Annotated in this window: 20 protein-coding genes; 11 read left to right on the forward strand and 9 right to left on the reverse strand. The window is 72.3% G+C overall.

Features of this window, described 5'->3' with window-relative positions:
* Positions 1-5 precede the first annotated feature (5 nt).
* The 9 genes from nuoL (at position 6) to ABZ479_RS17480 (ending at position 12860) form a co-directional block, all read left to right on the forward strand.
* Complete coding sequence (gene nuoL / locus ABZ479_RS17440; RefSeq protein ID WP_500462415.1) at positions 6-1904, forward strand: NADH-quinone oxidoreductase subunit L; 1899 nt, start codon at positions 6-8, stop codon at positions 1902-1904.
* Positions 1904-3499, forward strand: coding sequence for an NADH-quinone oxidoreductase subunit M (locus ABZ479_RS17445; protein WP_499606380.1), 1596 nt, complete (start codon positions 1904-1906; stop codon positions 3497-3499). The genes nuoL and ABZ479_RS17445 overlap by 1 nt, the downstream gene beginning before the upstream one ends.
* Positions 3496-5148 (forward strand): NADH-quinone oxidoreductase subunit NuoN, encoded by a 1653-nt coding sequence (nuoN, locus tag ABZ479_RS17450; protein ID WP_500462416.1) that lies wholly within the window; start codon positions 3496-3498, stop codon positions 5146-5148. Before ABZ479_RS17445 ends, nuoN begins: the two co-directional genes overlap by 4 nt.
* 362 nt (positions 5149-5510) lie before the next feature.
* Positions 5511-6770: a carboxylate--amine ligase gene (locus ABZ479_RS17455; RefSeq protein ID WP_500462417.1), complete on the forward strand. Its 1260-nt coding sequence runs from the start codon at positions 5511-5513 to the stop codon at positions 6768-6770.
* Positions 6767-7975: an FAD-dependent oxidoreductase gene (locus ABZ479_RS17460; RefSeq protein WP_500462418.1), complete on the forward strand. Its 1209-nt coding sequence runs from the start codon at positions 6767-6769 to the stop codon at positions 7973-7975. Before ABZ479_RS17455 ends, ABZ479_RS17460 begins: the two co-directional genes overlap by 4 nt.
* 492 nt (positions 7976-8467) lie before the next feature.
* Positions 8468-9454 carry a polyprenyl synthetase family protein gene (locus ABZ479_RS17465; protein WP_500462483.1) on the forward strand — a complete coding sequence of 329 codons (987 nt, stop codon included), beginning with the start codon at positions 8468-8470 and terminating at the stop codon, positions 9452-9454.
* A 269-nt stretch (positions 9455-9723) separates the two neighbouring features.
* Positions 9724-10995, forward strand: a complete 1272-nt coding sequence (locus ABZ479_RS17470; protein WP_500462419.1) for a LolA family protein — start codon at positions 9724-9726, stop codon at positions 10993-10995.
* A gap of 40 nt (positions 10996-11035) precedes the next feature.
* Positions 11036-12001, forward strand: coding sequence for an ABC transporter ATP-binding protein (locus tag ABZ479_RS17475; RefSeq protein WP_500462420.1), 966 nt, complete (start codon positions 11036-11038; stop codon positions 11999-12001).
* A complete protein-coding gene (locus tag ABZ479_RS17480) occupies positions 11988-12860 on the forward strand; it encodes an ABC transporter permease (RefSeq protein WP_500462421.1) in 873 nt (290 codons plus the stop codon). The genes ABZ479_RS17475 and ABZ479_RS17480 overlap by 14 nt, the downstream gene beginning before the upstream one ends.
* Before the next feature lie 23 nt (positions 12861-12883).
* On the opposite strand, the gene ABZ479_RS17485 is transcribed toward ABZ479_RS17480, so the two are convergent.
* Both ABZ479_RS17485 and ABZ479_RS17490 read right to left on the reverse strand, forming a co-directional pair.
* Positions 12884-13441: a flavodoxin family protein gene (locus ABZ479_RS17485; protein ID WP_500462422.1), complete on the reverse strand. Its 558-nt coding sequence runs from the start codon at positions 13439-13441 to the stop codon at positions 12884-12886.
* An 88-nt stretch (positions 13442-13529) separates the two neighbouring features.
* Positions 13530-13979, reverse strand: coding sequence for a VOC family protein (locus tag ABZ479_RS17490; protein ID WP_500462423.1), 450 nt, complete (start codon positions 13977-13979; stop codon positions 13530-13532).
* 66 nt (positions 13980-14045) lie between these two features.
* On the opposite strand from ABZ479_RS17490, the gene ABZ479_RS17495 reads away from it, so the two are divergent.
* On the forward strand, positions 14046-14672 hold the full coding sequence (locus ABZ479_RS17495) for a CGNR zinc finger domain-containing protein (RefSeq protein WP_500462424.1): 627 nt from the start codon (positions 14046-14048) through the stop codon (positions 14670-14672).
* Here the strand turns inward: ABZ479_RS17495 and rarD are convergent.
* Together rarD and ABZ479_RS17505 are read right to left on the reverse strand one after the other, a co-directional pair.
* A complete protein-coding gene (rarD, locus tag ABZ479_RS17500; protein WP_500462425.1) occupies positions 14662-15606 on the reverse strand; it encodes an EamA family transporter RarD in 945 nt (314 codons plus the stop codon). The genes ABZ479_RS17495 and rarD overlap by 11 nt on opposite strands.
* A gap of 185 nt (positions 15607-15791) precedes the next feature.
* Positions 15792-16649 carry an SDR family oxidoreductase gene (locus tag ABZ479_RS17505; RefSeq protein ID WP_500462426.1) on the reverse strand — a complete coding sequence of 286 codons (858 nt, stop codon included), beginning with the start codon at positions 16647-16649 and terminating at the stop codon, positions 15792-15794.
* Positions 16650-16754: 105 nt separating this feature from the next.
* Here ABZ479_RS17505 and ABZ479_RS17510 point away from each other — a divergent pair, with 105 nt between their 5' ends.
* Positions 16755-17150 carry a winged helix-turn-helix transcriptional regulator gene (locus ABZ479_RS17510; RefSeq protein WP_499606392.1) on the forward strand — a complete coding sequence of 132 codons (396 nt, stop codon included), beginning with the start codon at positions 16755-16757 and terminating at the stop codon, positions 17148-17150.
* Positions 17151-17205: 55 nt separating this feature from the next.
* Here the strand turns inward: ABZ479_RS17510 and ABZ479_RS17515 are convergent, their stop codons facing one another.
* The 5 genes from ABZ479_RS17515 to ABZ479_RS17535 all read right to left on the reverse strand — a co-directional run bounded on the left by ABZ479_RS17515 (position 17206) and on the right by ABZ479_RS17535 (position 23575).
* The gene (locus ABZ479_RS17515; protein ID WP_499606393.1) at positions 17206-18291 is read right to left on the reverse strand and encodes a 2-oxoacid:ferredoxin oxidoreductase subunit beta; all 1086 of its coding nucleotides are present in this window, start codon (positions 18289-18291) and stop codon (positions 17206-17208) included.
* Positions 18284-20209: a 2-oxoacid:acceptor oxidoreductase subunit alpha gene (locus ABZ479_RS17520; protein ID WP_499606394.1), complete on the reverse strand. Its 1926-nt coding sequence runs from the start codon at positions 20207-20209 to the stop codon at positions 18284-18286. Before ABZ479_RS17520 ends, ABZ479_RS17515 begins: the two co-directional genes overlap by 8 nt.
* A 257-nt stretch (positions 20210-20466) precedes the next feature.
* Positions 20467-21126 (reverse strand): response regulator, encoded by a 660-nt coding sequence (locus ABZ479_RS17525; RefSeq protein ID WP_500462484.1) that lies wholly within the window; start codon positions 21124-21126, stop codon positions 20467-20469.
* Between the two features lie 248 nt (positions 21127-21374).
* Positions 21375-22688 (reverse strand): sensor histidine kinase, encoded by a 1314-nt coding sequence (locus tag ABZ479_RS17530; RefSeq protein WP_500462427.1) that lies wholly within the window; start codon positions 22686-22688, stop codon positions 21375-21377.
* A 155-nt stretch (positions 22689-22843) separates the two neighbouring features.
* A complete protein-coding gene (locus ABZ479_RS17535) occupies positions 22844-23575 on the reverse strand; it encodes a TetR/AcrR family transcriptional regulator C-terminal domain-containing protein (protein WP_500462428.1) in 732 nt (243 codons plus the stop codon).
* Between the last annotated feature and the right edge of the window lie 108 nt (positions 23576-23683).

A 23683-nucleotide genomic window follows, 5' to 3' on the forward strand; every position in this document is an offset into this window, starting at 1 on the left:
CCACAGTGGACTACTTGATCGGATGGCTCGTCCTCCTGCCGCTGCTGGGCGCCGGTGTGCTGCTCACCGGCGGCCGGAGGCTGGACCGTACGGGCCACTGGATCGGCACCGTGCTCGCGGGGTCGTCCTTCGCCGTCGCGGCGGTGCTCTTCTTCGACATGCTCGGTCGCGGCGGCGAGGACCGCGCGCTGCACTCGACCGCCTTCACCTGGATCTCGGTCGGGAGCTTCAAGGCGGACGTGGCCTTCCAGCTCGACCAGCTGTCGATGACCTTCGCCCTGCTGATCACCGGTGTGGGCACGCTCATCCACATCTACTCGATCGGCTACATGGAGCACGACGAGCGGCGCCGCCGCTTCTTCGGCTACCTCAACCTGTTCCTCGCGGCGATGCTCCTGCTGGTCCTCGCCGACAACTACCTGCTGCTGTACGTCGGCTGGGAGGGCGTGGGCCTCGCCTCGTACCTGCTCATCGGCTTCTGGCAGCACAAGCCCAGCGCGGCGACGGCGGCCAAGAAGGCCTTCATCGTCAACCGCGTCGGTGACGTCGGCCTGTCCATCGCGATCATGCTGATGTTCACCACCTTCGGCACCTTCTCCTTCGGGCCGGTCCTCGGCGCGGTGGACGGGGCGGGCGAGGGCGTCCTGACCGGCATCGGCCTGATGCTGCTGCTGGCCGCCTGCGGCAAGTCGGCCCAGGTCCCGCTGCAGTCCTGGCTCGGCGACGCGATGGAGGGCCCGACCCCGGTCTCGGCCCTGATCCACGCGGCGACGATGGTGACCGCGGGCGTCTACCTGATCACCCGCTCCGGCGCGATCTTCGACGCCGCGCCCACCGCCCAGGTGGCCGTGGTGACGGTCGGCGCGGTCACGCTGCTCTTCGGTGCGATCGTCGGTTGCGCCAAGGACGACATCAAGAAGGCGCTGGCCGGTTCGACGATGTCGCAGATCGGCTACATGGTGATGGCCGCGGGCCTCGGCCCGATCGGCTACGTCTTCGCGATCATGCACCTGGTCACCCACGGCTTCTTCAAGGCGGGGCTCTTCCTCGGCGCCGGATCGGTCATGCACGGCATGAACGACGAGGTGGACATGCGCAAGTACGGGGCCCTGCGGAAGTACATGCCGGTCACCTTCGTCACGTTCGGCCTCGGCTACCTGGCGATCATCGGCTTCCCGGGCCTGTCCGGCTTCTTCTCCAAGGACAAGATCATCGAGGCCGCCTTCGCCAAGGGCGGCACCGAGGGCTGGATCCTCGGCGGCGCGGCCCTGCTGGGCGCGGCGATCACCGCGTTCTACATGACCCGCGTGATGCTGATGACCTTCTTCGGCGAGAAGCGCTGGCAGCCCGACGCGGACGGCCACGAGCCGCACCCGCACGAGTCGCCGAAGTCGATGACGATCCCCATGGTCGTCCTGGCCTTCGGCTCGGTCTTCGCCGGCTTCCTGTTCAGCTGGAACGAGGCCTTCGTGAAGTGGCTGGAGCCGGTCACCGGTCACGAGGAGGGCCACCCGCCGATCGGCGCGGGCGCGGTCACCGGCGCCACCATGGTGGTCATGGTGCTCGGCGTGGCCCTGGCCTGGGCCGTCTACGGACGCCGTCCGGTCCCGGCCGTCGCCCCGCGCGGCTCCTGGCTCACCCGCGCCGCCCGGCGCGACCTGCTCCAGGACGACTTCAACCACGTCGCCCTGGTGCTGCCCGGCGAGTACCTCACCCGCGGTCTGGTCTACGTGGACCACAAGGGTGTGGACGGCGTCGTCAACGGCACCGCTGCCGCCGTCGGCGGCCTCTCCGGCCGGATGCGGCGTCTCCAGAACGGTTATGTGCGCAGCTACGCCGTGTCGATGCTGGCGGGCACCGCGGTGCTGGTCGCCGCGACGCTGCTGATGAGGGGTGTTGCCTGATGTCGTTCCCCTTGCTCACCCTGACCGCCGGCCTGCCGGCGCTCGGCGCGATCGTGACCGCCGCCGTGCCGGCCGCGCGGCGCGGGGCCGCCAAGTGGCTCGCGCTGCTCGTCTCGCTGGCGACGCTCGTGCTGGCCGCCGTCGTCTTCGTGCGCTTCGACCCCGGCGGGGCCCGGTACCAGCTCACCGAGTCCCACGCCTGGATCGCCGACTTCGGCGTCCGCTACGAACTCGGCGTCGACGGCATCGGCGTCGCGCTGATCGCGCTGACCGCGCTGCTCGTCCCGTTCGTCATCGCCGCGGGCTGGCACGACGCCGACCCCCTGGAGGAGAAGAACCCCAACCGCCGCTGGCGGCCCACCCAGGGCTTCTTCGCGCTGATCCTGCTGGTCGAGGCGATGGTGATCATCTCCTTCGAGGCCACGGACGTCTTCCTCTTCTACATCTTCTTCGAGGCCATGCTCATCCCGATGTACTTCCTCATCGGAGGCTTCGGGGACCGTGCGCACGAGCACGGGGAGGAGGAGGCGGCCCGTCAGCGTTCCTACGCGGCGGTGAAGTTCCTGCTCTACAACCTGGCCGGCGGGCTCATCATGCTGGCCGCGGTCATCGGGCTCTACGCCGTCACCGCCGACCAGCTCGGGCAGGGCACCTTCTCCCTCCAGGAGATCCTGCAGGCCCGGGCGTCCGGCAAGCTCGACATGTCCACCACCGCCGAACGCGCCCTGTTCCTGGGCTTCTTCTTCGCGTTCGCGGTCAAGGCCCCGCTGTTCCCGCTGCACACCTGGCTGCCCAACGCCATGGGCGAGGCCACGGCGCCGGTCGCGGTCCTCATCACCGCGGTCGTCGACAAGGTCGGCACCTTCGCGATGCTCCGCTTCTGCCTCCAGCTCTTCCCGGAGGCCAGCAAGTGGGCGACGCCGGTGATCCTGGTGCTGGCGCTGATCAGCATCATCTACGGCGCCCTGCTCGCCGTCGGCCAGCGCGACATCAAGCGGCTGGTCGCCTACGCGTCGATCTCGCACTTCGGCTTCATCATCCTGGGCATCTTCGCGATGACCTCCCAGGGCCAGAGCGGCGCGACGCTGTACATGGTCAACCACGGCATCTCCACCGCCGCGCTGATGCTGGTCGCGGGCTTCCTGATCTCCCGCCGCGGCTCCCGGCTCATCGCCTCCTACGGCGGGGTGCAGAAGGTGGCCCCGGTGCTGGCCGGCACCTTCCTGATCGGCGGACTGGCCACCCTGTCGCTGCCGGGGCTCGCGCCCTTCGTCAGCGAGTTCCTCGTCCTCGTCGGGACGTTCAGCCGCTACCCGGCCATCGGGATCGTCGCCACCGCCGGCATCGTCCTCGCCGCGCTGTACGTCCTCGTCCTCTACCAGCGGACGATGACCGGCCCGGTGAAGGCCGGGGTCGAGGGCATGCCCGACCTGAAGGTCCGGGAACTCGCCGTCGTGGCGCCGCTGATCGCGCTGCTGCTCCTGCTCGGCGTCTACCCGAAGCCGCTGACCGACGTCGTCAACCCGGCGGTCGGGCAGACGCTCTCCGACGTGCACAAGACCGACCCCAAGCCGGCGCTGGAGGCATCCAAGTGAGCAGCACAGTTGCTGTCCACAGCCTGTGGACAACGGCGGCACCGCTCGCCGCCGACAAGATCACCGCGCCGAAGATCGAGTACGCCCAGCTCGCCCCGGTCCTGATCGTCTTCGGGGTGGCCGTCCTCGGCATCCTCCTCGAGGCGTTCGCGCCGCGGCGCTTCCGCTACACCGGGCAGGTCGGCCTCGCGGTCGTCGGCCTGGCCGCCGCCTTCGCCGCGGTCGTGGCGCTCGCGGCGGGCGGCTACGCCACGACGAAGGCCCACATCGCCGCCATGGGCGCGGTCGCCGTCGACGGCCCGGCCCTCTTCCTGCAGGGCACGATCCTGCTGGTGGGCCTGGTCGGGGTGTTCACCTTCGCCGAGCGCCGGCTCGACCCGAAGGCGCACGGCCGGCACGTCGACTCCTTCGCCGCGCAGGGCTCCGCGGTGCCCGGCAGCGACCAGGAGAAGGAGGCCGTCCGGGCCGGCTTCACCACCACCGAGGTCTTCCCGCTGCTGATGTTCGCCATCGGCGGCATGCTGATCTTCCCCGCGGCCAACGACCTGCTGACCCTCTTCGTGGCCCTGGAGGTCTTCTCCCTCCCGCTCTACCTGCTCTGCGCCCTCGCCCGGCGGCGCCGCCTGATGTCGCAGGAGGCGGCCGTCAAGTACTTCCTGCTGGGCGCCTTCTCCTCCGCCTTCCTGCTCTTCGGCATCGCCCTGCTGTACGGCTACGCGGGCACCGTCTCCTACTCCGGCATCGCGTCGGTGGTCGACGGCACCGCCAAGCTCACCCCGGCGCTCGCCGACTCGGCGGGCAACGACGCGCTGCTGCTGATCGGCGCCGCGCTGGTCGGCATGGGGCTGCTGTTCAAGGTGGGCGCCGTGCCCTTCCACATGTGGACGCCCGACGTCTACGAGGGCGCCCCGACCCCGGTCACCGGCTTCATGGCCGCGGCCACCAAGGTCGCCGCCTTCGGCGCGCTGCTGCGGCTGCTCTACGTGGTCCTGCCGGAGCTGCGCTGGGACTGGCGGCCGGTGCTGTGGGGCGTCGCGATCCTCACGATGCTGGTCGGCGCGATCGTGGCGGTCACCCAGACCGACGTGAAGCGCCTGCTCGCGTACTCCTCGATCGCGCACGCCGGGTTCATCCTGGCCGGTGTCATCGCGACCACGCCGGAGGGCGTCTCCTCGGTGCTCTTCTACCTGGCGGCGTACTCCTTCGTGACGCTCGGCGCCTTCGCGGTCGTCACGCTGGTGCGCGACGCCGGCGGGGAGGCCACGCACCTGTCGCGCTGGGCGGGTCTGGGGCGGCGCTCCCCGCTGGTGGCGGCGGTCTTCGCGGTCTTCCTGCTCGCCTTCGCCGGCATCCCGCTCACCTCGGGCTTCGCCGGGAAGTTCGCGGTCTTCAGCGCCGCCGCGCAGGGTGGCGCGATGCCGCTGGTGATCGTGGGTGTGATCTCGTCCGCGATCGCCGCGTTCTTCTACATCCGGGTCATCGTGCTGATGTTCTTCAGCGAGCCCAAGGCCGACGGCCCCACGGTCGCGGTGCCCTCGCCGCTGACCTCCACGGCCATCGCGGTGGGTGTGGCCGTCACCCTGGTGCTGGGCGTCGCGCCCCAGTACTTCCTGGACCTCGCGAACCAGGCGGGCGTCTTCGTCCGCTGACCCCCTCGCACGGCCCGAGCGCCCCGCGACCGGCTCCCCGGTCGCGGGGCGTCGTGCTGCCGTGACCCGCGCGCCGGGGCGCACTCCGGGCCGCCCATTGAGCCGCACAACGGGCCGCGCATCCGGCCTGTCACGCCCTCATCGCGCCAATTCCCTTCCGGTGCCGACTTCCTGACCTGCGCGCGCTCCCGACACCCCGATGAATTCGGCCACTTCGTGCCCCGGTGAACAGCGATTCTCGATTGTCTAAAGAGTTCGCAATGTCCGGAAAAGTCTTGCAGTGGTGGTCAATTCGGGCTTAGCTTCCTTTAAGGTCACGGTCGGGAGGGGCCGATCAATACCGTGATCATTGGGGGGATTACGTGGTGAAGTCCGCGTTCGCGGTCGACCCTGCCGTGCCGGGGCTGATCGTGAAGATCGGGAACTATCCGCTGCACCACGGTGGCGTGGGGGCCATCCGCAGCCTGGGGAGGCTCGGGGTCCCCATGTACGCCGTCACCGAGGACCGGCGCACGCCCGCCGCGGCCTCCCGCTACCTGCGCGGGCGGTTCGTCTGGCCGACCACCGGACTGGAACCGGCGGAGCGCCTGGTCGAGGGACTGCGCCGGATCGGCCGCCGGATCGGGCACCCCACGGTGCTCGTCCCGACCGACGAGGAGGCGGCCGTGCTCATCGCCGAGCACGCCGCGGAACTGGACGACCTCTTCCTCTTCCCGCGCGCCGACGACCCGGGGCTGTCCCGGCGCCTGGCCAGCAAGCAGGGTCTGCACGAGCTGTGCGTCCGGCACGGGGTGCCGACGCCCCGGGCGGCCTTCCCCGACTCGCCGGAGGAGGTCGAGAAGTTCGCGGCGGACGCCCGCTTCCCGGTCGTCGCCAAGAACCGGGAGGCCTTCGAGCGGCGCCGGGCACCCGCCGTACCCGGCACCACCCGGATCGACGACGCGGAGGAGCTGCTGGCGCTGGCCCGCGGCTGGGGACCCAAGCCCGGCGTGATCCTCCAGGAGTACCTGCCGCGCGAGGAGGCCGAGGACTGGATCGTGCACGCCTACTTCGGGGACGGCGCGACGGAGCCGGTGCTGTTCACCGGGGTCAAGGTGCGTTCCTGGCCGCCGCACGCCGGAATGACGGCCTGCGCCTACGTCGTGGCCAACGAGGAACTCGCCGCGACGGCCCGCCGGTTCTGCGCGGCCATCGGATTCCGGGGCATCGCCGACCTCGACTGGCGCTACGACCGCCGCGACGGGCGCTACAAACTGCTCGACTTCAACCCCCGCATGGGCGCCCAGTTCCGGCTCTTCGAATCCGCGGCCGGGATCGACGTCGTCCGCGCGCAGCACCTGGACCTGACCGGCCGGGAGATCCCCCGGGCCGGGCAACTGGAGGGCCGGCGCTTCGTCGTCGAGAACATCGACCTGCCCGCCCTCCTGGCCTACCGCCGCAGCGGCTACACGACGCCCCACGCCCCCGCCCGCGCCACCGGCACCGAACTGGCCTGGCTGGCCGCCGACGACCCGCGGCCGTTCGTCACGATGCTCGCCCGCTTCGTGCGACCGGGCGCCCGGCACCTGATGCAGATGTACCGGTCACGACGTCGAACCGCGATGCGAAGGGAACACCCATGACGACGCCCGTTGCCGTGATCGGCGCCGGTCCGTACGGTCTGTCCACCACCGCACACCTGCGCGAACGGGGCGTTCCCGTACGCACCTTCGGCAACCCGATGGTCAGCTGGCGCGAGAACATGCCCTCCGCCATGGTGCTGAAGTCCACCCCCGCCGCCTCCGACATCTCCACCGCCCGGCCGGGCCACACCCTGCGCGACTTCTGCCTGGACGCCGGGGAGAAGCCGCTGGTCACCGACTGGGACCTGATCCCCGCCGAGACCTTCGTCCGCTACGGCCACTGGTTCCAGGAGCGGCTCGTCCCCGACCTGGAGCAGGTCGACGTGGTGTCCGTGGACCGGGCCGCGAGCGGCGGCTTCGAGCTCAAGCTGGACTCCGGCGAGCAGTTCCGGGCCCGGGCGGTCGTCGTCGCCAGCGGGCTGCACGGCCTGGCGCACACGCCCGACGTGCTGCGCCGCGTCACCCCCGACGGGCCGTCCGCGGCCGGGCCCGTCTCGCACAGCTCCCAGCACACCGACCCGGGCCGGCTCGCCGGACGCGAGGTGGTCGTCGTCGGCGCCGGGCAGTCCGCCCTGGAGAGCGCGGCGCTGCTCGCCGAGGCGGGCGCCACCGTACGGCTGCTGGCCCGCGGACGGCGCGCCGTGGGCTTCGGCGACCCCCCGGACCGGCAGCCGCGCCTGCGGCCCCCGTCGCCCTTCGGCCGGGCCTGGTCGCTGTACGCCTTCACCTACCACGCCCAGTACTTCCGCGGCCTGCCCGCGCCGCTGCGGCTCTACCTCGTGCGGCGCGTGCTGGGGCCGCTGGGGGCCTGGTGGCTGCGGGAGCGCTTCGAGGGCAAGGTCGCCGTCAGCGAGGGCCACACGCTGCGCAGCGCCCGCCTGGACGAGGACGGCGGGGTCGTGCTGTCCACCGCCGCTCCCGGCGGGCGGGCGGCCGAGTTCCGCGCCGACCACGTCATGGCCGCCACCGGCTACCGCGTCGACCTGGAGGCGCTGGACTTCCTCGGCCCGGAACTGCGCGCCGAACTGGCCCGTACCGGCGGTTCGCCCCGGCTGGGCGCCGACTTCGGCTCCTCCGTCCCGGGGCTGTACTTCACCGGTCTGCCCGCCGCGGCCACCTTCGGGCCGGTGCTGCGCTTCGTGTGCGGCACGGAGTGGGCCTCGCCGCGCCTGGCGGCGGCGGTGGCGAAGGCGTACGGGCGCTAGGCGGCAGGGTCCGGGCCGGCCCGGACCGGTTCCGCTCGGAGAGGGCCCGCGCGGCCATCAACGGCGCGGCTCCCCGCACTTGGCGGGGGGCCGCGCCGTTCGCCGTGCGCGCCGGGGGACGTACCGGGGCGGCGCACGGCGGGGGCACGGCGGACGCATGGCGGGCGGTCCGCGGGGAAGGCGGGACAGCGGGGAAGTCCCCGCGCGGGGCCCGTTCCGGGCGCCCCGTCAGGGGTGGTCCGAGGCGGCGGTGCGACGGCGGCCGGCCGGCGGAGCGGGGCCGAGGCGGCGCGAGGGGCCGGGACGGGCCGGTGGCACAGGCGGGCAAAACCGGGCGTAGTGGCCCGAGGGGGCCATGCCCTCGCAGTGATCGAGAGGCGACCGGTTACTCTGCCGGTGTAGTAAAGCGCCACGCCGCAAGCCGCAGAAGCGATCTCAGCGACAGGAGAATCCCAGGTGACGACCGTCGTCGGGCCCTTCGGGCTGAGCGTCATGGACGAGGACCTCGAGTCCGGGGTCCGGGCCGGGCTGTCCGCCGTCGAGGAAGGCCTCATGGAGGCCACCAAGAGCGATGTGCCCTTCATCACAGAGGCGGCCCGCCACCTCGTGCACGCGGGCGGGAAGCGGTTCCGTCCCCTGCTGGCCCTGCTGGCCGCCCAGTTCGGCGACCCGCACGCGCCCGGCATCGTGCCGTCGGCCGTCGTGGTGGAACTGACGCACCTGGCCACGCTGTACCACGACGACGTCATGGACGAGGCCGACGTGCGCCGCGGGGTGCCGAGCGCCAACGCCCGCTGGGACAACTCGGTGGCCGTGCTGACCGGTGACTTCCTGTTCTCCAAGGCCTCGCACATACTGGCCGACCTCGGGCCGGAGGCCGTACGCATCCAGGCCGAGGCCTTCGAGCGGCTGGTCACCGGGCAGATCCTGGAGACCGTCGGCCCGCGCGACGGACGTGACCCGATCGACCACTACCTGGAAGTCATCGCCGGCAAGACGAGCTCCCTGATCGCCGTCTCGTGCCGCTTCGGCGCGATGATGTCCGGCGCCGACGAGGGCGTCGTCGACATCGTCACCCAGTACGGGGAGCGCGTCGGCACGGCCTTCCAGCTCGCCGACGACGTGCTGGACATCGCCAGCGACTCGCACGAGTCGGGCAAGACCCCGGGCACCGACCTCCGCGAGGGTGTGCCGACCCTGCCGGTGCTGCACCTGCGTGCGGCCGTGGCCAAGGCCGGCGACTTCGCCTCGGCGGACGACCGGCGGCTGTGCGAACTGCTGGACGGCGATCTGACGGACGACCGACGGCACGCCGAGGCACTGGCGCTGCTGCGCGCCCACCCGGCGCTCGAGCAGGCCCGTCGGGACACCGTGCGCTACGCGGACGAGGCGCGGGCCCTGCTGGCCCCGCTGCCCGACTGTGCCGCCAAGCGGGCCCTGGAGGGCCTCTGCGACGCCGTGGTGCACCGCGCGGGCTAGTCCCGCCCGGCCGGCCCGCGACGGGCCGTCCCCGGCGTCCACGCGGCCCCCGCGGCCACGGGGGCGGGGGTGCCGGATGCCCTGAGCCGTTGTCAGGGGACGTCATCCCAGAGGTGTACGCGGAGTTGATCCCGGCGGGCGATGCGCCCGGGTGGCGGGATTGATGGGATAAGAGGCACCACCACACGGCGGATCGGGTGACAATGGCCCGAGGTGGACGAGTGCGACGCTGACGGGAACCCGCCGTTGACAACGGAGGTAGGGACGTAATGGCACCCATCCAGCCCATGGACGACGACCGGGAGCCCCGGCGCCGGGCCAAGGCGATACGTTACGCGGTCCCGGTGGCGGCGGCGGGAGTCGCCGCGGCCACCATCGGGCTCGTACCGGCGCTCGCGAACGCGGGCAGCCCGGATCTGCCCAGGATCACGGCCGAGGAGCTGATCGCCAAGGTCGCGGCCTCGGACACCGAGACGATCTCCGGATCGGTCCGCATCAGCACGGACTTCGGCCTGCCGGCCGTGCTGACCGGCGCCACGGGCGCCGCGGGGCCGTTCGGCGGAGGCGGAGGCGGCGGCCGTGGGGACTCCTCGGCCGACCCTCAGGAGCAGCTGCCCCAGCTGCTGGCCGGCTCCCACACCCTGCGCGTGGCGGCCGACGGCCCGCAGCGGCAGAAGGTGTCGATCGTCCAGAACGCCGCCGAGTACAGCCTCATCCACAACGGTGACGAGGTCTGGGCCTACGACAGCGGCAGCAACCAGGCCTACCACCTCACCGGCCTCCCGCAGGAGACGCAGGGTGAGGACCGGGCCAAGGGCGGGCACGAGCTGCCCGAGGGCTGGCCGGCCACCCCGCAGGAGGCCGCCAAGAAGATCCTCGACGCGGCGGGCGACACCTCCACCGTCAGCGTGGACGGCACCGCGCGCATCGCCGGGCGCGACGCCTACCAGCTGGTGGTCACGCCCAAGGCGACCGACTCCACGGTCGGGGCGATCCGGATCGGCGTCGACGCCGGCACCGGTGTGCCGCTGAAGTTCACCCTCGCCCCGCGGGGCGGCGGCAAGGCCATCGTCGACGTGGCCTTCACCAAGGTCGACTTCTCCCGGCCCGCCGCCTCCACCTTCGACTTCACCCCGCCCAAGGGCGCCGAGGTGACGACGGAGAAGGCCGGCGAGAAGGCGGCGGAGAAGCCCGGGCAGCAGGGCCGCGGGGCGCACGAGGAGTTCGGTGGCCTCGGCGGCGGCCTGGAGGGTCTGCAGGGCCTGGACGTCCTCGGCAAGGGCTGGGACTCCATCGCCGAGCTGCGGCTGCCGCAGGAGGCGCTCAACGCCGAACCCTCCAAGGGCGGCGAAGGCGCCCCGGGCCTCGGCGGGCAGGGGCTGCTCGGCACCTTCGGCAAGGAGGTCAAGGGCGACTTCGGCACCGGCACGGTGGTCAGCACCCGCCTGGTGAACGCCCTGATCACCGACAGCGGCAAGGTCTACGTGGGCACCGTGACCCAGGACGCCCTGATCAAGGCCGCGGACGCGGCCGCGAAGTAGGGCGCGGAGCAGGGCACCGTCACAGAGCGAAGGAGCGCCGATGGGGGAGCCGTCCGCCCAGACCGGTGAGCACGCGATCTCCACGAGCGGGCTCTCCAAGAGGTACCGCGGCGGACAGCTCGCCGTCGACGGCCTCGACCTGGCCGTCCCCCGCGGCAGCGTCTTCGGCTTCCTGGGGCCCAACGGCTCCGGGAAGACGACGACGATCCGCATGCTGATGGGGCTCATCGCCCCGACCTCCGGCACGGCGCGGGTGCTCGGCGAGCCCATGCCGCGCGCGGTGCGCAGCGTCCTGCCGCGCGTGGGCGCGCTGATCGAGGGCCCCGCCCTCTACGGCTTCCTCTCCGGCCGGGACAACCTGCTGCGCTTCGACGCCGCCGATCCGACCGCCGGACCCCGCACCCGCCGGGCGCGGGTCGACACCGCCCTGGAGCGGGTGGGCCTGGCCGCCGCGGCGGGCAAGAAGGCGCGGGCCTACTCGCTGGGCATGAAGCAGCGGCTCGGCCTGGCGGCCGCGCTGCTGCGGCCCCGGGAGCTGCTGGTGCTGGACGAGCCCACCAACGGCCTGGACCCGCAGGGCATGCGGGAGATCCGCTCGCTCGTCAGGGAACTGGCCGCGGACGGCACCACGGTCTTCCTCTCCTCCCACCTCCTCGACGAGATCGAACAGGTCTGCACGCACGCCGCCGTGATGTCCCGCGGCCGGCTGATCACCCAGGGCCCGGTGGAGGCGCTGTCCTCCGCCGGGCGTCTGGTGGTCAGCACCCCCGACCCCGCCGAGGCGGTGCGCGTCCTGAAGGAGCAGGGGGTCACCGGCCTGGCCGCCGACGGCGACCGGGTCACCGGCGAACTGCCGCAGGACCCGGCGGCGCTCCCCGAACTCGCCGATCTCAACGCCGCACTCGTCGCCGCCGGAGTCCGCGTCCGCGGCTTCGGCGTCGAACGGGCGTCGCTGGAGGACGCGTTCGTCGCGCTGACCGGAGAGGGCTTCGATGTCGCAGGCTGACACCCTGACCAGGTCGGTGTGGCCGATCCGCTCGCTCGGGCTGTTCCGCAGCGAACTGGTGACCGTGCTCCGCCGCTGGCGCACCCTCGCCCTGCTGGCCGTCCTGGCCGGGGTCCCGGTGCTCATCGGCATCGCGGTGCGGATCGAGACCGGGGACGGCGGCTCGGCCGGCGGTGGTGGCGGGGACGGCCCGGCCTTCGTCGCGCTGATCACCAACAACGGTCTCTTCCTGGTCTTCGCCTCACTCGCGGCGACCCTGCCCTTCTTCCTCCCCATGGCGATCGGTGTCGTGGCGGGCGACGCCATCGCCGGCGAGGCCAAAGCGGGCACCCTGCGCTACCTGCTGGTGGCCCCGGCCGGGCGCACCCGTCTGCTGGTCTCCAAATACGCCTCCGTCCTGGCCTTCTGCCTGATCGGCACGCTCGTCGTGGCCGTCTCGGCACTGGTCACCGGCGCGCTGCTCTTCCCCCTCGGCGACGTCACCCTGCTGTCGGGCACGACCGTCCCCTTCTCCGAGGGGCTGCTGCGCGCGCTGCTGGTCGCCCTGGTCGTGGCCGCCTCGCTCACCGGCATCGCCGCGTTGGGCCTGTTCATCTCCACGCTCACCACCAGCGGTATCGCCGCCATGGCGACCACCGTGGGCCTGCTGATCACCGTGCAGATCGTCGACACCATCCCCCAACTGCACGCCGTGCAGCCCTACCTCTTCCCGCACTACTGGCTGAGCTTCGCCGACCTGGTCCGCGACCCCGTCTACTGGGACGAGATGCGCAGCAACTTCCAGCTCCAGGCCCTCTACGTCGCCGTGTTCGGATCCGCGGCCTGGGCCCGCTTCACCACCCGCGACGTCACGGCCTGAGGCCGCCGACCGCCGGCCGCCGGTCAGCTGAAGAAGTTCTTCGCCCGGCCCAGCGCCGCCGTGTCCCGCAGGATGTCGCCCGGCCTGCTGCCGTAGCCCAGCAAGGCCCCGCCCCAGCGCATCCCGGCGTAGTCCGCCGTGTGGCGCAGGGTGCCCACCAGCGGGGCCGCCGTCGCCGGGTTCCGGCCGCCGTGCACGGTCACCGACCACAGGGTCTTGCCGCGCATCCGCTCCAGGAAGTCCAGCCCCGGCACCCGCATCCACCCCGACCAGTGGTCCAGGTAGAGCTTGGTGGAGGTCGAGACGCTGTACCAGTACAGCGGGGAGACCACCACGATGTCGGTGGCCGCCAAGGTGGCCTCCAGGAGCGTCGCGGCATGCCCGGACGGCGCGGGATAGCGGCCCTCGTCCTCGTGCCGGACGTCCTCGAAGAGCGGCAGCGGCAGGTCCTTGAGCCGCAGCCAGCGCCGGTCCGCCGTGGGCGGAAGCTGCTCGGCCGCCTGCCGCGCCAGCGTCTCGGTGTTGCCGTCGGCGCGGCTGCTTCCCACCAGGAAGAGGAACGACCGCTCTGAGTCCGACACCCCGTCATCTCCTTGCGTGTGCATTAGTTGCGTACGCATGGAGATGTTTTCACCGGTCCGCCTCCGCCGTCAAGCGAGCGCACGAGGGCTATGCGACGTCGAACTCGTTGCCCTCCGGGTCGGCCATGACGACCCAGGTGCCGGAGGGCTCGGCTATCCGCCGCAGCACCTTCGCGCCGAGCGCTTCCAGCCGGGCCACCTCCTCCTCCCGTCGTCCCTCGCCGGGGTGGAGGTCGATGTGCAGCCGGTTCTTCGCCGTCTTGGCCTCGGGCACCCGCTGGAAGAGGATGCGCCGCCCGAGGCCGCTGCCCTTCTCCTCGTCGTACGGGTCGTCCGGATGCCGCACGGCGGCCAGGTCCCGCCAGGCCGCACGGCCGGCGGCCTCCGTCAGGAGCTCCTCCGTGACGGCGCCGAAGCCCCGCAGCTTCCCGATCAGCACGCTGTGGTCCTCGAGCGTGTACTCCAGGGCCTCCGCCCAGAAGGCGGCCTGCTGGTGCGGATCCGCCGCGTCGATCACGAGCTTCCAGTGAACTGCCATGACGAGCCCCCTCGTTCGCGTCCCCGCCGGCCGTGGCCGACGCTCGTAACCAGTTATATTGGTTACATGACGGAGCCCGCAATCGGTCTGGTCCTCCATTCATCCGAAGGAGTTGCCTACCGCTTCGACCCGGGCGCTCTCGGCCTGGAACTGCTGCCCACCGGCGGCCCCGGTGCCCACGCCCGCCACGAGGTCCTCCACGGCCCCGCCGACCTGGCCCGCTGGGCGGCGGCGTCCCGGCTGCGCCCCGACCCCGGCGCCCTCACCGTCTCCCCGGACGACGTCGCCGTGGCCCGCTACCTGCGCGACGCGCTCTGGCGCATCGCCGTCGCCCGCGTCCACGGGGAGCCGCTCCCCGCCCCCGACCTCGTCGTCCTCAACGAGGCGGCCGCCTGGCGTCCCCCCGCGCTGCGCCTGGCCCCCGACGGGGGCCGCAGCTGGCGCACCCCGGTCACCGGGAACCAGGTCCTGGCGGCCGTCGCGCGGGACGCGGTGGAGCTCTTCTCCGGCCCGTACGCCGAGCGCGTACGGGAATGCTCCGCCCGCGACTGCCGGCTGGTCTTCGTGGACACCTCGCGCCCGGGCAGGCGTCGCTGGTGCTCCATGGAGCACTGCGGAAACCGCCACAAGGTCCGTGCCCACCGCTCCCGCCGGGAGGCGCCGCAGCCGCGGACGCCGCCGCTCAGCCCGTGACGGCCCCGCGCGGCGCCGCCTCGTCCGGCACCACGGCGGCGTCGCGCACCGCGATCCGGCCGCGCCGGGCGGCGCGCAGCGCGTCCCAGGTCAGCAGGGCCAGGGCGAGCCAGACGAGGCTGAAGCCGGCCCAGCGCTCGGCCGGCATCTCCTCGTGGAACCAGAGGAGTCCGAGCCCGAACTGGAAGACCGGGGCCAGGTACTGCAGCAGCCCCAGCATGCTCAGCGGGATGCGGATGGCCGCCGCGCCGAAGCAGATCAGCGGCACCGCGGTGACGACGCCGCAGGCGGCCAGCAGGGAGGCGTGCCCGGCTCCGTGCGAGGCGAAGGTGGTCTCCCCCCGGGTGCCGAGGAAGACGAGGTAGCCGAGGGCCGGCAGGAACTGGATCGCCGTCTCCGCCGCCAGCGACTCCAGGCCGCCCATGCCGACCTTCTTCTTGATGAAGCCGTACGTGGCGAAGGAGCAGGCCAGCGTCAGCGCGATCCAGGGCAGCCGCCCGTACCCCAGGGTCAGCACCAGGACGGCGGCGGCGCCGACGCCCACGGCCGCCCACTGCGCGGGCCGCAGCCGCTCGTGCAGCACGAGGACGCCGAGGGCGATGGTGACCAGCGGGTTGATGAAGTAGCCCAGCGAGGTCTCGACGACGTGGCCGCTGTTGACGCCCCAGATGTACAGGCCCCAGTTCACGGATATGACGGCCGCGGCCACGGCGAGCATCGCGAGCCGCCGCGGCTGCCGCAGGAGTTCGGGGACCCACGCCCAGCGGCGCATCGCCAGCAGCACGACGGAGACGACGACCAGCGACCAGACCATGCGGTGCGCGAGGATCTCGCCCGCGCCGGACGGTTCGAGGAGCGGCCAGTAGAGGGGGAAGAGCCCCCAGAGCCCGTAGGCAACGAATCCGTACAGCAGACCGGCACGCTGCTCGCTCACTCGTTCCTCCCGGGACGCTCGCCGACTGCTCGAAGGTAGCGTGCGGGGCCTCCTCCCGTCATCTGCGTATCGCATGACGGTCATGACACCTTCGCCGCAGGTCGGGAACGCGCCGGGAGGGGCCGCGGGCGGGCCGCGGGCGGGCCCCGCGAGTGGAGCGCCGCCCGCCGCCCGGGCGCCCGGGGTCAGCCCTTGAGCGCCGCCGCGATGGTGTCCGCGAGCGGGGTGGTGGGACGTCCGATCAGCCGGGCGAGGTCGCCGCTGCCGCCCTGGAGGAGGCCGCGGGAGATGCCGGCGACGTCCACGTCGACGTAGACCGCGGCCATCTGCCCGGGCAGCCCGGCGCCGGTCAGGACCGCCAGGAAGGCGTCGGCGGGCAGGTCCGCGTAGGCCACCGGGCGGCCCGACTGGCGGGCCAGTTCGGCGGCGTACTCGGCCATCGTCCAGGCCTCGTCCCCGCTGAGCTCGTACACGGCGTTCTCGTGCCCCTCGCCGGTCAGCACGGCCGCGGCGGCGTCCGCGTAGTCCCGGCGGGCGGCGGAGCCGACGCGGCCCTCGCCCGCGCTGCCCGCGACGCCGTGCTCCAGCTGGGTGGGGATCTGCGCCGTGTAGTTCTCGGTGTACCAGCCGTTGCGCAGCATGGTGTAGGTCAGGCCGGAGTCCAGCAGGGCCTGCTCGGTGGCGTGGTGCTCGGCGGCGAGCAGGTAGTCGGCGGCCGGTCCGCCGAGGATGCCGGTGTACGCGAGCCGCGCGACCCCCGCCTCCTTGGCGGCCTCGATCACGGCGGTGTGCTGGGCGACGCGCTGCCCGACCTCGCTGCCCGAGATCAGCAGCACCACGTCGCCCGCCCGGAAGGCGCCCTTGAGGGTCCCGGGCGCGTTGTAGTCGGCCACCCGGAGCTCGACGCCCCGGGCGGCCAGGTCCGCGGCCTTGTCGGCGTCGCGCACGACGGCCACGACCTGCTCGGCCGGTACCTCGGCCAGCAGCCGGTCCACGACGAGGCGGCCCAGCTGTCCGGTGGCTCCGGTGACGACGATGCTCATGAGGGGTTCACTCCAGTTCCCGTAGTCCCCGTCGGTGATGACTGGACTAACCCTAGGGCTGGTACTAACTTCCAGAAAGTACCCACTTCAAAGTAAGCTAGTGGCATGGACGTAAGGGAAGAGCTGAGCGAGGTGCTGCAGGCGCCCCCCGACGTGAACGCGCGCAACTGCCCCTCGCGCGTGATCCTCGAGCACGTCACCAGCCGCTGGGGCGTGCTGGTGCTGGCGGCGCTGACCGACGGCACCCTGCGCTTCAGCGAGCTGCGCCGCACGGTCGGCGGGGTCAGCGAGAAGATGCTCGCCCAGACCCTGCAGACGCTGGAGCGCGACGGCTTCGTGCACCGCGAGGCGCACCCCGTCATCCCGCCGCGCGTCGAGTACTCCCTCACCCCGCTCGGCAAGGAGGCCGCCGACCAGGTCTGGGCGCTCGCCCGCTGGACCGAGCGGCGCACCGAGCAGGTCATGGCGGCCCGCCGGACGTACGACGGGGCCCGGGCCTGATCGTCAGGCCCGGGCCCCGTACGGCGGCCCCGGTGGGCGCCGTGGGCGGGTGGGCTCAGCCCACGACCGTCCAGGTGTCGGTGCCGGCCAGCATGGCGGCGAGGTCGCCCTTGCCGTGCTGCTCGACGGCCTGCTCCAGCTGCTCGGACATCAGGGCGTCGTAGACCGGCCGTTCGACGCTGCGGAACACGCCGATCGGCGTGTGGTGCAGCGTGTCGGGGTCGGCGAGTCTGGACAGGGCGAAGGCGGTCGTGGGCGTCGCGGCGTGCGCGTCGTGGACCAGCACCTCGTCCTCGTTCGACGCGTCGACGTCGACGACCCTCAGGTCGCCGGTCGCCCGGTCGCGCACGACGCCCTTGGCGGCGTCCGCGCCGAAGCGGATCTGCTCCCCGTGCTCCAGCCGGATCACCGCGTTCTCGGCGGAGGTCCGGTCCTTCAGCACCTCGAAGGCGCCGTCGTTGAAGATGTTGCAGTTCTGGTAGATCTCCACGAAGGCCGTGCCCGGGTGCGCGGCCGCCGCCCGCAGCACGCTCGTGAGGTGCTTGCGGTCGGAGTCGACGGTGCGGGCCACGAAGGAGGCCTCCGCGCCCAGCGCCAGCGAGACCGGGTTGAAGGGCGCGTCCAGCGAACCCATCGGCGTCGACTTGGTGATCTTGCCGAGCTCGGAGGTCGGGCTGTACTGCCCCTTGGTCAGGCCGTAGATCCGGTTGTTGAACAGCAGGATCTTGAGGTTCACGTTGCGCCGCAGCGAGTGGATCAGGTGGTTGCCGCCGATGGACAGCGCGTCGCCGTCACCGGTGACGACCCACACCGACAGGTCGCGCCGCGAGGCGGCCAGCCCGGTCGCGATGGCCGGGGCGCGGCCGTGGATGGAGTGCATCCCGTAGGTGTTCATGTAGTACGGGAAGCGGGAGGAGCAGCCGATCCCCGAGACGAAGACGATGTTCTCCCGGGCCAGGCCCAGTTCGGGCATGAAGCCCTGCACCGCGGCGAGGATCGCGTAGTCACCGCAGCCGGGGCACCAGCGCACTTCCTGGTCCGACTTGAAGTCCTTCATGGACTGCTTGGCCTCGGCCTTGGGGACCAGGGACAGCGCCGGCAGCCCCGGCGTGCGGTGTTCGACGGCAGGAGCCTCAGACATCTGCGCTCTCCTCCTGGATGGCGGCAGCGAGTTGCTCGGCCTTGAAGGGCAGGCCGGTGACCTGGGTGTGCGAGCGTGCGTCGACCAGGTACCTCGCCCGCAGCAGGTGGGCGAGCTGGCCGAGGTTCATCTCCGGGACCACTACCTTCTGGTAACGCCCGAGGACCTCCCCGAGATTCCGCGGGAAGGGGTTCAGATGGCGCAGATGGACCTGCGCGACCGCGCCCCCTGCGCCCCTGATGCGCCGTACGGCCGCCGTGATCGGCCCGTACGTCGAGCCCCAGCCGACGACCAGCGTGCGAGCCTCGCCGTCCGGGTCGTCGACGACCACGTCGGGCACCTCGATGCCGTCGATCTTGGCCTGCCGGGTGCGCACCATCAGGTCGTGGTTGGCCGGGTCGTACGAGATGTGCCCGGTGCCGTCCTGCTTCTCGATGCCGCCGATCCGGTGCTCCAGGCCCGGGGTGCCCGGTACCGCCCAGGGGCGGGCCAGGGTCTCCGGGTCGCGCAGGTACGGCCAGAACTCCTCGGTGCCGTCCTCCGCGACGTGGTTGGGCGACGTCGCGAACTGCACCCGCAGGTCGGGCAGCTCGTCCAGTTCGGGGACCCGCCACGGCTCGGAGCCGTTGGCCAGGTAGCCGTCGGAGAGCAGCAGGACCGGGGTGCGGTAGGTCAGCGCGATGCGGGCCGCCTCCAGCGCCGCGCCGAAGCAGTCGCCGGGGGTGCACGGCGCCACGATCGGGACCGGCGCCTCGCCGTTGCGCCCGTACATCGCCTGCAGCAGGTCGGCCTGCTCGGTCTTGGTCGGCAGACCCGTCGACGGGCCGCCGCGCTGGATGTCGACGACCAGCAGCGGCAGCTCCAGCGACACCGCGAGGCCGATGGTCTCCGACTTCAGCGCCACGCCCGGACCGGAGGTCGTGGTGACCGCCAGCGAGCCGCCGAAGGCCGCGCCGAGCGCCGCGCCGATGCCGGCGATCTCGTCCTCGGCCTGGAAGGTGCGCACGCCGAAGTTCTTGTGCTTGCTCAGCTCGTGCAGGATGTCCGAGGCCGGGGTGATCGGGTACGAGCCCAGGAAGAGTGGCAGGTCCGCCTGCCGGCTCGCGGTGACCAGGCCGTACGACAGGGCCAGGTTCCCCGAGATGTTGCGGTAGGTGCCCGCCGGGAACGCCGCCTCGGCCGGGGCCACCTCGTAGCTGACCGCGAAGTCCTCGGTCGTCTCGCCGAAGTTCCAGCCCGCCCGGAAGGCCGCGACGTTCGCCTCGGCCAGCTCGGGCTTCTTCGCGAACTTCTTGCGCAGGAAGTCCTCGGTGCCCTCGGTGGGACGGTGGTACATCCACGACAGCAGCCCGAGCGCGAACATGTTCTTGCTGCGCTCGGCCTCCTTGCGGGTCAGCGGGAATTCCTTGAGCGCCTCGACCGTCAGGGTGGTCAGCGGCACAGGGTGCACCGCGTAGCCCGACAGCGAGCCGTCCTCCAGCGGCGAGGCCGCGTAGCCGACCTTGCCCATCGCGCGGGAGGTGAACTCGTCCGTGTTGACGATGACCTCCGCGCCGCGCGGCAGGTCGCCGATGTTCGCCTTCAGTGCCGCCGGGTTCATCGCGACCAGGACGTTCGGGGCGTCGCCCGGGGTGAGGATGTCGTGGTCGGCGAAGTGCAGCTGGAAGCTGGAGACGCCCGGCAGGGTGCCTGCCGGTGCCCGGATCTCGGCCGGGAAGTTCGGCAGGGTCGACAGATCGTTGCCGAACGACGCCGTTTCCGAGGTGAACCGGTCTCCCGTGAGCTGCATGCCGTCGCCGGAGTCCCCGGCGAAGCGGATCACCACCCGATCGAGCTTCCTGGTCTCCTTGGCCGGTTTCCGCTGCTCTCCCAGAACGGGACGATCGGGGGTTGTCGGGCTGCTGACCTGGCTGGTCACTGAATCGGACCTCCTTCGAGGCGGCGGCTCACGACCGGGGCCGTGACCTTGTGTCCCACGCGCCATCGTACGTGGGTAAGGGTCGCCTTCCCGGGCCTACCCGCAACGTGAGCGCCGCGCTGAGCTCCCTTTGTGCCCTGATGGGTCACGGTCACCGCCCCCCGGAGCCCGTGCTGCCTGTTTCCTCCATATGGGACGCCTCCTGGCGCCGCTCCGGTTCTCGCCTCCGCGGGTGCCTCTGACGATACGTCAGAGGATCAGGAATTCAGGTACGTGAGCACGGCCAGGACACGCCGGTGGTCGCCGTCGCTGGGGGCCAGCCCGAGCTTCAGGAAGATGTTGCTGACGTGCTTCTCCACGGCTCCGTCGCTCACCACCAGCTGCTTGGCGATCGCCGAGTTCGTCCGGCCCTCGGCCATCAGTCCCAGCACCTCGCGCTCCCGCGGGGTGAGACCGGCCAGCACGTCCTGCTTGCGGCTGCGCCCCAGGAGCTGTGCCACCACCTCCGGGTCCAGGGCGGTACCGCCGGAGGCCACCCGTACGACCGCGTCGACGAACTCCCGAACGTCGGCTACCCGGTCCTTGAGCAGATACCCGACCCCGCGGGAACTGCCGGCCAGCAGCTCGGTGGCGTACTGCTCCTCCACGTACTGCGACAGCACCAGTACCCCGAGCTGCGGGTGGTCGCGGCGCAGCCGCACCGCGGCGCGCACGCCCTCGTCGGTGTGGGTCGGCGGCATCCGCACGTCGGCCACGACCACGTCGGGCACCGCCTCCTCGGCGGCGAGCTCCCCGATCACCTTCAGCAGGGCCTCGGCGTCGCCGACCCCGGCGACGACCTCGTGCCCGCGGTCGGTCAGCAGGCGGGTCAGTCCCTCCCTCAGCAGCACCGAGTCCTCGGCGATGACCACCCGCACCCTGTCCTCCACCGCTACCGGCTCCCCCATGTCGACGTCGACGTGTCCCTCCCCAGCATTCCAGCTTCCGGCGGCCGGCACACGGCCTTGCCACCGGGGCGGAGTGCGGGGGAGGGACGGAGGGGGGCGCGGTGAGCGTCCTCTCGGTTCTTCTTCGGTTACTTCGGGTTATTCGGCTTCTTCGGCTTCTGCGGTCTTCGGGTCTTCCGGTCCTCACCGGTCCTGGGGTACCGCGGTTCCCCGCGGGGTCAGGTCCGCCAGGGCAGCTCGGCCGCGACGGTGGTCGGGCCGCCGGCGGGGGAGTCGACCGCGAGGACGCCGTCCACCGCCCCCAGCCGCTCGGCGAGCCCCGCCAGACCCGAGCCCCGCCCCGTGGAGGCGCCGCCGCTACCGTTGTCGACGACGTGGATCATCAGCCGGTCCCCCGAGCGCCACAGGTCGACCGCGGCGCGCGAGGCGCCGCTGTGCTTGCTGATGTTCTGCAGCAGCTCGGAGACGGTGAAGTACGCGATGCCCTCGATCGCGGGCACCGGGCGCCCCGGCAGGTCCACGCTCACCTCCACCGGCACGGTGCAGCGCGCCGCGAGGGAGGACAGGGCGGCGTCGAGGCCGCGGTCGGTGAGGACGGCCGGGTGGATGCCGCGGGCCAGGTCGCGCAGCTCCTGGAGGGCCAGCTTCACCTCGCCGTGCGCCTCCTCGACCATGGTGGCGGCCGCCTTCGGGTCCTCCTGCAGCTTCTCCTTGGCCAGGCCGAGGTCCATGGCGAGCGCCACGAGCCGGGCCTGCGCCCCGTCGTGCAGGTCGCGCTCGATGCGGCGCAGGTCGGCGGCGGCGGTGTCCACCACGGTGCCCCGGTCCGACTCCAGCTCCGTGACGCGGCTGGCCAGCCGTGACGGCCCCAGCAGCCCGGCGACCAGGCCGCGGTCCACGTACGCCATGCCGCGGATCAGCCAGGGGGTGGCCAGGACCAGCAGCAGTCCGAGCACGGAGGTCATGGCCACCTCGAACGGCGTGTCCAGCCACCAGCCGTTGCCGTTCCCGTCCCCGTACAGCTGGAGCCCGGGCTGGTCGGTGTAGGCCGGGAAGACCCACTGCCACAGTGGGTACGTGAGGAGCCCCCAGCCGTAGGTGACGAAGGAGACGGCCACCGAGAAGGTGAACACGCCCCACGGGAAGTGCACGAAGAAGTACAGGATGTGCCGCCAGGAGGCGCCGCTGGTCAGCTGGCCGCCGAGCCAGGACATGAAGCCCTGGCCGGGGCGCCGGCGCAGCGGCTCGGGCGCGGCCACGTCGATGCGCAGGCACTGGCGGGCCCGCTCGCGCTCCACGACGCCGAGCCCCCGGCAGCCGGCCAGCATGACGGCGAGGACGGGCAGCCCGAGGAAGGTGACCAGCAGGCCCGCGCCGAGCGACAGCATCGTCACCGTGAAGACGAAGCCGATGACGCCCATCGGCAGGTTCAGCAGCAGATAGAGGAGCTCGCGCCAGGTGCGGGCCTCGAACGGCGCGCGCAGCGCCGCGGGCAGCCGGTGCTGGCGCGGCTCCGGGAATCCGTATGCCATGGTCACGTCCGTCCTCTTCGTCGTACCGGCCTTGTCTCCGCCTGTGGTGCCTTCAGCCTCCTCCTCCGGGGACCTCGCGCCCATGGTGCGGATCGGCGTCTGGGACCTGGGGAAAACCCCACCCCCGGGCTGCGGCGGCCCGCACCGGGACGGGGTCAGCGGGGCAGCCGCAGCGCCAGCCCGTCCAGGACGACGTCGAGGCCGTAGGCGAACTTGGCCTCGCGCAGCGCGACCGGGTCCCCGACGGCTTCCGCGGGGTCGGCGTAGGAGGCGGACAGGTGGTCGTGGGGGGCCGCGGCGGCCTGCGCGGCGGGCATGAGGCGGGCGATGAAGTCGGCCTCGCTCTCGCCGGAGCGGGCCACCGTGGTGAGCCAGGCCGCCTCCGTGGTGCTCATGCCGATCACGTAGCTCAGCAGGGTGTCGATCGCCCGGCCCGGCTCGGGGAAGCCGGCGCCGGCCAACAGGGCGGCCAGCCGCTCGGAGTACGACATGAGGTTGGGGCCCAGGTAGGCGAGGCCCGCCTGGCCCAGGACCGAGGACAGCCACGGGTGGCGCAGCGCCGTCGCGCGGAAGGACCCGGCGGCCTCCGTGACCGCCGCGCGCCAGTCGGCGCCGCCGGCGGCGGGGACCGCGATCTCGGCGGCGACCTCGTCGACGGCCAGCTCCATCAGCTCGTCCTTGGTCGCGACGTGCCGGTAGAGCGAGGTCGCGCCCGCGTTCAGCCGGGCCCCGAGCTTGCGCATGCTGAGGGCCTCGATCCCCTCGGCGTCCAGCACGGCGACCGCCTCGCGGACGATCGCGTCGCGGCTGAGCGCGGGCTGGTCGGCCTCGCGCTGCCGGCGGGCCCACACGGAGGGGATCGGGTTCGGCTTCGTCCTGGCGGCCATGGCACTCCTTCGGGGACCTGCGGGCGGTGGCCGAGGTGTCGGGGGCGGGGACTGCTGCGTACAGCGTTCGCATCAGCGTACAGGAATGGGTGTTGCGCACACTGTTCC

It is taken from the genome of Streptomyces sp. NPDC005722 (assembly GCF_040630935.1).
In the GTDB taxonomy this organism is placed as follows: domain Bacteria; phylum Actinomycetota; class Actinomycetes; order Streptomycetales; family Streptomycetaceae; genus Actinacidiphila.